The 12955-nt window shown below is 42.3% G+C and carries 11 protein-coding genes; all 11 read left to right on the forward strand.

All coding sequences use genetic code 11. The annotated features are described in order from the left end of the window. Nucleotides 1-31 precede the first annotated feature (31 nt). On the forward strand, nt 32-808 hold the full coding sequence (locus tag NSQ49_RS21630) for an IclR family transcriptional regulator domain-containing protein (RefSeq protein WP_159863029.1): 777 nt from the start codon (nt 32-34) through the stop codon (nt 806-808). Nucleotides 809-1063: 255 nt separating this feature from the next. Continuing rightward, entirely contained in the window at nt 1064-2854 is a 1791-nt protein-coding gene (locus tag NSQ49_RS21635; RefSeq protein ID WP_251283992.1) for an L-lactate permease, read from the forward strand. 156 nt (nt 2855-3010) lie between these two features. Beyond that, nucleotides 3011-3409 carry a GntR family transcriptional regulator gene (locus tag NSQ49_RS21640; protein ID WP_159862837.1) on the forward strand — a complete coding sequence of 133 codons (399 nt, stop codon included), beginning with the start codon at nt 3011-3013 and terminating at the stop codon, nt 3407-3409. Continuing rightward, entirely contained in the window at nt 3393-4289 is an 897-nt protein-coding gene (locus NSQ49_RS21645) for an ABC transporter ATP-binding protein (RefSeq protein ID WP_159862838.1), read from the forward strand. Before NSQ49_RS21640 ends, NSQ49_RS21645 begins: the two co-directional genes overlap by 17 nt. Continuing rightward, on the forward strand, nt 4243-6219 hold the full coding sequence (locus NSQ49_RS21650; protein ID WP_159862839.1) for a DUF6449 domain-containing protein: 1977 nt from the start codon (nt 4243-4245) through the stop codon (nt 6217-6219). The genes NSQ49_RS21645 and NSQ49_RS21650 overlap by 47 nt, the downstream gene beginning before the upstream one ends. Nucleotides 6220-6251: 32 nt before the next feature. After that, a complete protein-coding gene (locus NSQ49_RS21655; protein WP_236566141.1) occupies nt 6252-6773 on the forward strand; it encodes an RNA polymerase sigma factor in 522 nt (173 codons plus the stop codon). 136 nt (nt 6774-6909) lie between these two features. Next, the gene (locus NSQ49_RS21660; RefSeq protein ID WP_159862840.1) at nt 6910-7677 is read left to right on the forward strand and encodes a 3-hydroxyacyl-CoA dehydrogenase; all 768 of its coding nucleotides are present in this window, start codon (nt 6910-6912) and stop codon (nt 7675-7677) included. Nucleotides 7678-7934: 257 nt separating this feature from the next. Further along, on the forward strand, nt 7935-9080 hold the full coding sequence (locus NSQ49_RS21665; RefSeq protein ID WP_251283991.1) for an acyl-CoA dehydrogenase family protein: 1146 nt from the start codon (nt 7935-7937) through the stop codon (nt 9078-9080). Between the two features lie 12 nt (nt 9081-9092). Next, entirely contained in the window at nt 9093-10244 is a 1152-nt protein-coding gene (locus NSQ49_RS21670; protein ID WP_251283990.1) for a thiolase family protein, read from the forward strand. A gap of 19 nt (nt 10245-10263) precedes the next feature. Then, a complete protein-coding gene (locus NSQ49_RS21675; protein WP_251283989.1) occupies nt 10264-11832 on the forward strand; it encodes a fatty acid--CoA ligase in 1569 nt (522 codons plus the stop codon). 20 nt (nt 11833-11852) lie between these two features. Continuing rightward, a complete protein-coding gene (locus tag NSQ49_RS21680; RefSeq protein ID WP_251283988.1) occupies nt 11853-12950 on the forward strand; it encodes a CaiB/BaiF CoA transferase family protein in 1098 nt (365 codons plus the stop codon). The last annotated feature ends 5 nt before the right edge of the window (nt 12951-12955 follow it).

Below are 12955 nucleotides of genomic sequence, written 5' to 3' on the forward strand. Positions count from 1 at the left end.
ATTATGGCTTTTGCCCCCTGAGGTGAGTATGGTGGAAAGAGAAAATATGGTCAAGTCCGTCAGCAGGGCATTGGATATTATTACATTGATCAGCCTGAAAAAAAACGGCCTTGGCGTTACGGAAATTGCCAATCAGATAGACATTAATAAAAGCTCAGTATATCGTATTTTATCTACCCTTGTTCAATACGGATATATAGAGCAGGACAGCGAAACCGGCAAGTACAAATTAGGGTATAAGTTCCTCGAGATCAGTTCAAAGCTGCTCGAATCAATCGATTTGCGTGCAGAAGCAAGGCCATTTCTGCAGGAGCTTGAAAATGAAACAAATGAAGTTATTCATCTAGTCGTTTATGATCAGGGAGAGGTTGTGTACATCGAGAAGCTTGAAGGCAATGAGACATTAAGAATGCATTCGAAAGTCGGGAAACGCGCACCCATGCATTGTACATCTGTCGGTAAGGCCATTTTGGCACATCTGCCTTCAAGCATCGTGTCTGATATTCTAGAAAGAAAAGGGATGCCGGTCCATACAGATAAAACCATAACTGATAAAGATGAATTCATGAAAGAATTGGGTCAGGTAAGGCAAAAAGGATATGCTCTGGATCTGGAAGAAAATGAATACGGAATTACTTGTGTCGCAGCTCCTATTTTTGACCACCTTGGCAAGGTTATTGCAGCAGTTAGTATATCAGGACCTACAATGAGGATGACAGATGAACGGCTTGATGCATTAAAATCCATAATGGTAAAGACAGGGCAAAATATTTCCGCACGCCTTGGACATTTAAGCAGAATTAATTAGTCATTAGCTCAATATATCTTGATAAAAAGATATATTGAGCTAATTTTTTTGTATATACATATAAATTCTTTTGTATAAATATATAGATTAAATTTTCCAAATATTATTGAAATTACGAAAAATGTTTGTATAATGTAAATAAGCCTAATACCATGTTGTATAACAAAACCATTATAGTTATATAACATGTTGCGCTGTCCGCAACAAAATGCAATCATTGTTCGCTATTACAAAACAAAGGGGGAAATGTAATTTATGAGTACTGGAATGTTAGCTTTACTATCTTTATTGCCAATTATTGCAGTAGCAGTATTTCTTGTCGGTATGAGATGGCCGGCAAGTAAGGCAATGCCAATCTCATACCTTGTAGCAGTGGTCCTTGCTCTATTTGTATGGAAAGTTTCAGGAGCTACAGTTGCCGCTGCATCCATCAATGGCCTGGTTGTCGCCGGAACACTTCTTTATATTATTTTCGGCGCTATTCTGCTTCTAAATACTCTGCAAGAAAGCGGGGGCTTAATGACCATCCGTCAGGGCTTTACAGATATATCGCCTGACCGCCGAATACAAGTAATTATCATAGCCTGGCTTTTTGGTTCTTTCATTGAAGGTGCATCCGGGTTTGGTACTCCTGCCGCTGTAGCAGTTCCGCTGTTAGTCGGCCTAGGCTTCCCTGCAATGGCCGCAGTTATTGCCGGTATGGTCATTCAAAGTACACCGGTGTCATTCGGTGCTGTAGGCACGCCGATGCTTGTGGGCGTTCAGACCGGTTTATCGGGCAATGCCAGCCTAACAGATAATCTGCTTGGATTAGTAACTCAAATCGCAGGACAGGTAGCTATCCTCCACATGATTTCGGGCACATTGATTCCTTTATTTGTAGTAGCTTTAATGACAAGATTTTTCGGCAAAAATAAATCATTTACTGAAGGGATAAAGATCTGGAAGTTCGCACTTTTTGCTGCTTTTGCCATGACGATTCCTTATGTAATTGTAGCAAATGTCCTTGGACCTGAATTCCCATCCATGATCGGGGGATTAGTTGGTTTAGCCATAGTTGTGTTTGCTGCTAAAAAAGGCTTTCTTATGCCACCTAAGGATCAGGTTTGGGATTTTGAAGAGAAATCCAAGTGGGATCCTGAATGGACTGGAAGGCTGGAAATCAAAGCTGTTGCTCACAAGAGCGGTAGCATGAGCATGATGCGTGCATGGACTCCTTATGTTTTAGTCGGCTTGTTTTTAGTATTGTCCAGACTGAAATCGCTTCCATTTTTAGAGTGGCTCCAGGCATGGACGGTCAAATTTGAAAATATTTTTGATTCTGGCATCACTTCAAGCTTCCAGCCGCTGTATCTGCCGGGTACGATTTTTATACTGGTTTCTGTTATCACTTACTTTATCCATGGAATGAATTCCAGTTCCTACAAAAAAGCCTGGGCGGATTCGGGAAAAACAACCATAGCTGCTTCAACAGCATTAATTTTCACTGTTCCGATGGTACAGGTTTTCATCAACACCGGCGGAGGAGAGGCAGGCTATAATCAGATGCCGATCGAGCTAGCAAACGGTGCTGCAGCTCTTGCGGGAGAATTCTGGCCGTTCTTTGCCACCTTTATCGGGGGACTTGGAGCCTTCATTGCAGGAAGTAACACAGTAAGTAATATGATGTTTGCGTTATTCCAGTATGATGTCGGCTCACAAATCGGGGTGGATGCAACCTGGATTGTAGCCCTCCAGGCAGTCGGCGGTGCTGCTGGAAACATGATTTGTGTTCATAACGTCGTTGCTGCATCAGCTGTAGTTGGGCTTGCCGGAAAAGAAGGCGCTGTCATTCGGAAAACTTTATTCCCATTCTTCTACTATGCGCTGCTGGCAGGATCTGTAGGATACTCGATTGTCTGGTATTCGCAAAAAGGGATTTTCAATATCGGTTCCTTCATAGCAGTTGCCATCGCAGTCGCAGCTGTCTATATAATTGCCACAAATAACAGGCGTTCCAACATGATCATGCCACAGCCTCCTGTGAATATGAAATCGGCTAAATAATCAAGAACAACTGGCTTAGCCCTTCGGCTGGCCAGTTTTTTCTTTGAGTAAAAAAATAAAATTCCCTCTTCTCTTTTCCAAATACATATAATATAATCTAACTGTACTAACTGTACTATGAATCATAGTACACTACATACAGATGGGAGGGCAAGCATGTTTGAACTGGACGTAAGGAGCCGAAAACCCATATATGAACAGCTGGTTGAGCGGCTTAAAGAGCTGATCATCACAGAGGTATTAACAGCAGATGAACAGCTGCCTTCCGTTCGAATGCTGGCCCATCAGCTGACGATCAATCCTAATACCATTCAGAAGGCATATAGGGAGCTTGAATCCCAGGGCTATATTTATTCCATAAAAGGGAAGGGCAGTTTTGTCAGTGCATCGACTCCTAATCTAAATAGCGAAAAAATAGAAAAAGTGAAAAATGAACTTTCGAAGCTTTTATCAGAAGCTATGTACCTTGGTATCACAAAGAATGAATTATTTAAGCTCATCCAGGAAATTGAAACAGCTATAGGGGGAGGGATAGAGGATGATCAAAATCCGTAATGTGCGCAAATCTTACGAAGAGATGGATGCTGTTGAAAATGTCAGTATTCAAGTGAATAGAGGATCCATCTACGGCTTACTTGGTTCCAATGGAGCCGGAAAAACAACACTTTTAAAGCTTTTGGCAGGCATCTATGCAGAGGATGAAGGATCCATTGCCATTGACGGCCAGCCGGTGTTCGAAAATCCGCAAATGAAAGATAAGATCTTTTTTATTCAGGATCATCCCTATTTTCTGCCTCAATATACTGTTAAGCAAATGGCGCTGTTTTATAAAAACATATACAGCGGGTGGGATGAAGAGCGTTTTGAGGAACTGGCAGCTATTTTTGAAATGGATACGAATAAGAAGATTCATAGATTTTCAAAAGGCATTCAGAGGCAGGCTGCTTTTATTCTTGCTTTGTCTGCAAGGCCCGAAGTGTTAATTTTGGATGAGCCTATGGACGGGCTTGACCCTGTCATTAGGAAGAAAGTGAAAAGTCTGCTGATCGATGAGGTTGCTGAAAGAGAAATGACGATTCTTATTTCCTCGCATAATCTGCGTGAAGTTGAAGATTTATGTGATTTTATAGGCATTATGCATAATGGGCGTATGATTCTGGAGAAAGATCTTGATGACCTCAAAACAGATACACATAAAATCCAAGTGGCCTTTAAAGGATCTGTACCGGCCATTTTCGATTCGCTGAAAATCCTTCATAAAGAAAAAAGAGGGAGCATTATGATCTGCATTGTAAAGGGAGATGCAAAGGAAATATCATCATACGTAGAACAATTTAAGCCAGTGATTTTCGATATGCTTTCCTTGACATTAGAGGAGATTTTCATTTATGAAATGGGGGACATTGGATATGCAGTCCAAAACATCCTTGATTAAAAGAGAAATTTTAAAAACGATCTTCAGAAGTGTCGGCTGGGTTTCTATTGTGTATTTTCTTGGACTATTCTTTGCCATTCCACTTGATATCATAATGAATTCTTCAGAGGAACAGCGGAAATTCCTGGACATTGAAAATCTGTATCAATACAACTTCCAGCTCCAATTTATCCTTAGTATTTCAGTACCGGTGATCTTGTCTGTGTTCTTATTCAGGTATACACAGGTAAAACAATATAGCGATTTATTGCACAGCCTTCCTGTTAAGAGGGAATCCATTTTCCATCAATATGCGTTAACAGGAATTATGCTGTTAATTTTGCCGGTTTTACTCATTGCCCTGATTGTTCTGTTCCTTTACCAGCCCTTGAATCTGCAGGATTTTTATTCAGTCGGAGAGATCATCAAATGGGTGGGCATCACACTATTATTTAATATGGTTCTTTACATGACAGGGGTTTCTGTGGGAATGCTGACCGGTTTATCTGCGGTCCAGGGTGTCTTAACCTATATTTTTCTCTTGCTTCCTGTAGGTCTGATCATTTTGGTATCCATTAATTTGCCTTACTATTTATTCGGCTTTCCAGACCAATATTATATGACAAGCAAATTCGAAAAGTTCTCTCCTTTAATTACAATTACTCAGATGAATGAGCGTACACCATCTAGTGTGGAAGCAGTCATATATCTCTTGCTTATTGTGTGTCTGTATTTTGTTGGTTTGCAGATCTATAAAAGGAGAAGAATGGAGGCTGTCTCCCACTCGCTTGTTTTTCCGATCACAAAACCCATTTTTAAATATGGAGTAACGTTCTGTTCCATGCTTCTTGGGGGCGGTTATTTTGGTGAGATGCAGGACGGCATAGCCTGGATTATATCGGGATATGTGTTTGGAGCATTGATCGGTTATGCTGCGGCCGAGATGGTTCTCCAGAAATCATGGCGAGTGACTATTCATGTAAAAGGATTGATGATTTACACAGCCGTAATGGCGGCTTTATTCGTCTTATTCCAATTTGATTTGACTCAATATGAAAAAAGCATACCGCGGAGCAATGAAATTGAGCGTGTCTATTTCAGCGATAATTTTTACCTTTATAGTGATGCAGATCATGAAGAACCGTTATATTTAAAAGAATACGAAAATATTGATTTGGTCAGAAGGTTTCATGAGAAGCTTGTAGAGGATGAACACAGGCATGAGCATGTTTCAGGACGTGATTCTGTCTTTATTGTGTATGAATTGAAGAATGGCGAAAAGCTGGTACGCTCGTATAGCATTAATAAAAGAGAATATAAGCCATTTCTCAAGCTGATTTATGAATCGAAGGAATATAAAATGGCAACGAATGAAATCTTTCAGGTCTCATCAGATGAAACTGCGAAAATCACGATTACTCCAACCGGGCCAGTTACAAAGCGTGTGGTTATTACAGACAAACAAGAACTAATGGAAGCTGTTGAGATATTGACTGAGGAAGTGGAGACTGCTTCCTATGAGGAGCTGCAAGGTGACTATGAGCCATATGCAGATATTGAGATTTATCATAAAGACAGCAAAAAAGCATATATGACCTGGAATCCAGCGTACAAAAGATTTGAAGAATGGCTGGAAACAAAGTCATTGCTGAAGGATGCAAAAGTTAATAGTAATGATATTTCTTTTGCACTGGCTGCTAAAGTGGAGGATATCGAAATTAACTTTGCAGCAGGGTACTCTTATGAGGAAATTTTTGAAGAAATGACTGACAGCAGATCTTCAATCAAGATAACAGATAAAGAAAAAATAGAAAGCATTTTGAGGAATTCAAATGGATCCTATGAAGGAGACTTTATAATTGCATTCTATTTTGATGAACAAAGGTCAATTGATATTAAATGGTTCACTGAAAAAACTGTGCCGAACTTTATAAAAAAACGGCTTCAATAATTCGGGAGAAATTTACGGGAGGGGGGATTCCAGTGATAAAACCTTCAATGGATATGAGAGAAATCTGCAGGCTCTATAATAAGCGGCTTTATCATATTGCTTATAGCATTACCCGGGATCATTATCTTGCACAGGATGTTGTACAGGAAACCTTGATCAAGGCATATAAAAAAATGGACAGTATAGAAGATCAAGATAAGCTGGGAGCATGGTTATCATCTATTGCGACCAGAACTGCAATTGATTTTGTGCGTAAAGAAAGAAGGACGAATGAGAGGATACAGGATGCCGTTGATTTCGAAAACTGCATGGAAAGCAGATACAGCGATCCAGGGCAGGAAGCTGAGGTCAATATGCTCCAGGAGCAGATAAACGCTTATGTTGATTCCCTCTCCTATGAACAGAAAAGGGTTTTTCAGCTGAAAACAAAGCATGGGCTGAAAGAAAGAGAAATAGCGGACATTCTACATCTCAACCCGAATACTGTTAAAACAAAATTATATCGGGTCAGACAGCATCTTAGAGAAATACTTGCCGGCCGGAATTTGGCATAAACAAACAGCTTCTGAAAAGGAGCTGTTTTTTTGTTATTACCAGGTATTCATAAATATTCAGCCGGTCAGCAGGAAAAACCTCTTTACAAATGGAAATGACATCATAGAAAACCTGATTTATAAAAGGAGGTTCACTATGGAACTGAGAGAATGTAAAGCCATAATTACGGGCGGTGCCTCTGGGCTTGGAGAGGCGACAGTGAGAAAAATAGCCGGTAGCGGAGGAAAGGTGCTTATTGCGGATTTAGCGGAAGATCGGGCAGTTCATCTGTTAAGGGAACTGGGGGATAATGTTCTTTTTCTGAAAACGGATGTAACAAAAGAAGAAGACGTGCAAATGGCGGTGGCCTTCGCTTCTAAACAATTTGACAGCATTAATACTGCAGTTAACTGCGCAGGCATCGGGATTGCCTCAAAACTGCTGGGACGAAAAGGAGTCCACTCACTGGACATGTTTCAAAGGGTCATTTCGATTAATCTGATTGGGACTTTTAATGTCATTCGTCTGGCGGCAGAACAAATAGCAAAAAATGACCCAAATGATCAAGGAGAAAGAGGAGTGATTATTAATACGGCTTCAGTCGCTGCCTTTGAAGGGCAAATTGGCCAGGCGGCTTATAGTGCATCCAAAGGAGGAGTGGTTGGCATGACACTGCCGATCGCCAGGGAGCTTGCGGCTTATGGGATTCGTGTGATGACAATTGCCCCTGGACTGTTTAATACACCAATGTTTGAATCGCTGCCTGAGGAGGCAAGGGATTCTTTGGGGAAAATGGTGCCTTTCCCTTCAAGGCTGGGATTTCCGGAGGAATATGCCAGGCTTGCTGAAAGTATACTAGTGAATCCGATGCTGAATGGAGAAACAATCCGGCTGGATGGAGGCATCCGCATGCAGCCAAAGTAAATAAGAAGTTCTTTTACAAAGCTGTTTTCGCAAGGTTTGTTGCTTTTTTTTTACTCATTTGTTTGCAAAGAGGGGAGTTTGGAACGGAAATCAACCTTGATTACGAAAAAACAATTCTTCTAAATAGGTTAAAAATGAATTTTAAATGTTCTAAAAATATAGATAATTATTGTACAATATAATTGTAAGCCTTTACAAATAGGGTAGTTATCACTTTGTGTTATGCCAAAAAAATTTTAGTTTCGGAGGTTCATAATATGGCAGCGTCATATCTGCAGGAAGAGCATGAAATTTTTCGGGAATCTCTGCGTAAGTTTTTAGAGAAAGAAGCCTATCCGAACTATGCTAAATGGGAAGAGGACAGAATCATTCCACGTGATTTTTGGAGTAAGATGGGGGAGCAGGGTTTTTTGTGCCCTGATATTGATGAAAAGTATGGCGGAAGCAATGTTGATTGGGGCTTCTCAGTAATTATTAATGAAGAGCTTGAACGGGTTGGCTCAGGAATGGTGGGAATCGGACTCCACAATGATATCGTCATTCCATATATAACTGCTTATGGCACAGATGAGCAAAAAGAAAGGTGGCTGCCAAAGTGTGCATCGGGTGAAATTATTACAGCTATTGCAATGACTGAACCTGGCGCCGGCTCTGATTTAGCAGGCATTAGAACGACAGCGAGGCTTGAAGGGGACCATTACATAGTGAATGGCGAAAAGACCTTTATTACGAACGGAATTCATTCCGATTTAATCATCATAGCATGTAAAACAGATCCCCATGCAGTTCCCCGGCATAAAGGGGTAAGCCTGCTTGCAGTCGAGAGGGGGACAGAGGGGTTTTCAAGAGGAAGGAAATTAGATAAGGTCGGTCTTCATTGCCAGGATACGGCTGAATTAATTTTTGAAGATTGCAGGGTTCCTAAAGAAAACCTAATCGGAGAAGAAGGAAAAGGTTTTCTATATTTAATGGAAAAGCTGCAGCAGGAAAGGCTTGTCGTGGCAATTGCTGCACAAGTGGCTGCAGAGGAAATGCTTAAAGTAACAATAGATTATGTGAAAAATCGCGAGGCATTCGGAAAACCGGTCAGCAAGTTCCAGAACACTCAATTTAAAATAGCCGAAATGGCAACAGATATTGAGATGGGAAGGGCATTCCTGGATCAATTAATTACAGAGCATATGACAGGAAAAGATGTAGTTACAAAGGTTTCCATGGCGAAATGGAAGCTGACAGAAAATGCCCGCAAGATTGCAGCTGAATGCATGCAGCTTCATGGGGGCTATGGCTATATGGAAGAATACGAGATTGCAAGGAGGTTCAGAGATATACCAGTCGCCAGCATCTATGCAGGCACAAATGAAATCATGAAAACGATTATTGCGAAAAACATGGGTCTATAGGGAGGAGTATGTATGCGCGAAGCTGTCATTGTCGAAGGAGTCAGAACACCTGTAGGAAGAAAAAACGGTTTATTAAAGGATATAAGGGCAGACGATCTGGCCGCTGAAGCATTAAAGTCCCTTGTCACACGGGCAGGGCTGAATCCGGAATTAATTGATGATGTCATTCTTGGCTGTGTCTCACAAATCGGTGAACAAACAGGCGATATTGCAAGAGTTGCAGCGTTGATTGCTGGGTTCCCGATTGAAGTGCCGGGTACAACCATAGATCGCCAATGCGGATCCAGCCAGCAGGCTGTCCACTTTGCAGCACAGGCGATTTTAGCGGGAGATATGGATATTGTGATTGCTGGCGGGGTCGAAAGCATGTCACGTGTTCCTATCGGATCCAGTTATCAGGGAGCGGGATTCAGTGAAAAACTGAAAGACAGACATGAAATCATCCACCAGGGCTTATCAGCTGAACGCATTGCTGAAAAATATGGGTTTACAAGAGAGGAGCTAGACCGCTATTCATTCGAGAGCCATCAGAAGGCTTTAAATGCCCAGACTGAAGGCCGGTTTGCGAAAGAGATCACACCATTGAATGTGACAATGCCGGACGGGCAGCAAATGAAGGTGACCGAAGATTCTGGCCCGAGAAAGGAAACCACTCTGGAAGCTTTGGCAAGCTTAAAAACAGTTTTTAAAGAAGATGGAGTGATTCATGCAGGCAATTCTAGTCAAATCAGTGATGGAGCAGCAGCCTTATTAATTATGTCACGTGAAAAGGCAGAAGAGCTTGGAATGAAACCGAGGTTCAGTATACTGGCGCGTACTGTAGTGGGGTCGGATCCAACATTAATGCTGACCGGACCCATACCTGCAACAGAGAGCGTGTTAAAGAAAGCTGGACTAGCTCTTGAGGATATTGACGTGTTTGAAGTGAACGAAGCATTCGCTCCTGTACCGCTTGCCTGGCTGAAAGAAACGGGAGCGGATCCGGCAAAGCTTAATCCAAATGGAGGTGCCATTGCACTTGGCCATCCATTGGGGGGAAGCGGTGCCCGGCTGATGGTCACCATGATGCATGAACTCGAAAGAACAGGAGGGCGATATGGACTGCAGACCATGTGTGAGGGGCTTGGAATGGCAAATGCGACTATTATTGAACGATTAGATTAATAAATGGGGAGGAATGAAAATGACAACTACTATAGGAAGAATTTTTGATCTTACGGCCGGAAAGTTTCCGGATAAAGAAGCTCTGTATGATGTCAGAAAAAATCTGCGTTTTACCTATAAGGAATGGAGTTTTGAGATTAATAGATTGGCTAATGCCTTATTGAATGCAGGCGTCAGGAAGGGTGACAGGGTTTCAACCTGCCTCTTTAACACCGAGGAACTTGCAACAGCGTTTTTTGCCTGTGCAAAAATCGGTGCCGTTTTTAATCCGATCAACTTTAGGCTGATGTCAGAAGAAATTGCTTATATTCTGCAGGATGCAGAGCCAAAAGTAGTGTTATTTGAGCAAATGCTGGAATTCGGCATTACCCCCATTGCTAAGCGTTTTCCGCGTACAGAATTCTGGTACATTGATGACAATCCGCCCCCATACGCTTCATCCTACAGGAAAAAGGTGGATGAAGCATCACTTGATGAAATAGACATCGAGATACATGAAAATGATTTGTACGCAATCATGTACACAAGCGGCACTACTGGAAGGCCAAAGGGTGTAGTCCACAAACACAGGGATATGGCTGAACAAAGTCTGATTGTTATAGGGGCGACTAAGCTTGAAAGCAGTGATAATGGACTTGTGACTGCACCTATGTTCCATTGCGCAGAGCTTCATTGTGCCTTCTTGCCGAGGGTGCATGTGGGTGCTGCCAATACCATCCTCCACCACTTTGATGCAAAGGAAGTATTGCGGTTAATCACAGAAGAGAAAATCACCAAGTTTTTTGCAGCTCCTACGATGTGGAATATGCTGCTGCAGGAAAACTTATGCCGTTATAACCTGAAGAGCCTTAAGCTGGGATTGTATGGAGCAGCACCAATGGCTCCTGCTCTGGTTATGGCATGCCGTGAAAAATTAGGCATCTCCCTCGTTCAGGCATATGGAATGACCGAGATGGGTCCGGCGATTACGTTTTTATCGGAAGATGATCAAATCAGGAAAGCCGGCTCAGCAGGACAGGCCTGCTTAAATCATGAGATCAGGATTGTAAGACCGCATGAGAATGGTCCATCGAATCCTGATGATGTGGTGCCTTCAGGAGAAACGGGTGAAATCATTGTAAAGGGACCATGCATGATGAGTGGATATTTTAATCGGGAAGAAGCAACCGAACACGCCATGCATGGAGGATGGTACCACTCAGGTGACATCGGCTATCTGGATGAAGAGGGCTTTTTGTACGTCAAGGACAGAGTAGACGATATGATTATTAGCGGCGGTGAAAATATTTATCCGCGTGAAGTGGAGGATCTTTTATATACGCACAACGGTGTCCTGGATGTGGCAGTAATCGGGCAGCCTGATGACCGCTGGGGTGAAACCGTAACAGCATTTGTTGTCAAAAAAGATCCGGCACTGACTGAAGAAGAACTCGATGAATTGTGCAGGAATAGTGATGAACTTGCCAATTATAAGCGGCCGAGAAAATATGTATTCTGTGATGCATTGCCTAGAAATGCGAGCGGCAAAATTCAAAAGTTCATGCTCCGCAAGCAGCTGGAGGATCTTTTTGCTGAAGGGAAAATGTAGCCGGAAGAAGGGATTGCACGATGTTAAAAGGCATTAGAATTATTGATTTTTCCAACTATCTCCCGGGGCCGTTTGCTTCCCAGAGGATTGCAGAGCTTGGAGCAGAAGTGATAAAAGTGGAACCAGTATCCGGTGATCCCGGAAGGCATCTGGATATCAAAATAGAGGGTACCGGCGCAGTGTTTGCCGCAAATAACCGCGGCAAAAAAAGCATTACCCTTGACCTGAAGAGCGAAGAAGGGAAAAATGCAGCACTTATGCTGATATCAGAAAGCGATGCGGTGCTGGAAAGTTTTCGGCCTGGCGTCATGAAAAAGCTGGGCCTGGATTATGAAACTGTGAAAAAACACAAACCAAATATAGTTTATTGCTCTCTTACAGGCTACGGAGAGCATAAAGACTATCAATATTTAGGAAGCCATGATTTAAATTATATGGCAGTAAGCGGTGTCCTTGCCCAGCTGAAGGACCGCAGCGGGCGTCCTGTTCATCCCACCCATACTATAGCAGATTTTATGGGTGGGTTGGCTGCAAGTGAAAGGATACTGGCAGCACTTCTTTCCAGTAAAATGTTTGGCAAGGGAGGCTATCACTGCATTTCAATTGCGGAAGTGATGGCTTCCACGATGGGGAACCATTTGCTGATTGAGAAGAAAACAGGCTATACTAATGGACTTTCTGTATTAAACGGGGAAGTAGTGGCCTATTCTATTTATGAAACGAAGGATGCCCGGTTTGCAGCACTTGCGGCTCTGGAACCGAAATTCTGGATTAATTTCTGTGAAAATGCTGAGAGAGAGGATTGGATTGAATATCACCTCTCAAGTGCAACCAGTGATAATCCTGTCTATTTGGAGATAACCGAGTTTTTTAAAAGCAGGACATTAAAAGACTGGACTGAATTTGGCCAAAAAGCAGATTGCTGCCTGACACCGGTACTGGAGTCAGGCGAATTGGCAGACTTCCCCTTATTCAACCGAGTTTTAGATGCTAACGGAAAATACCCCTGGGTAAAAATGCATGGCGGATTTGATTCAGCAATAGGATGTCCTCCAGATTTAGGCGAGAATAATGAGGAATTATTAAGCAGCATCGCAAAGAAAAATATGAATGTTTAACCGGA

It is taken from the genome of Cytobacillus sp. FSL R5-0377, assembly GCF_038004385.1.
Taxonomy (GTDB): Bacteria; Bacillota; Bacilli; order Bacillales; family Cytobacillaceae; genus Cytobacillus.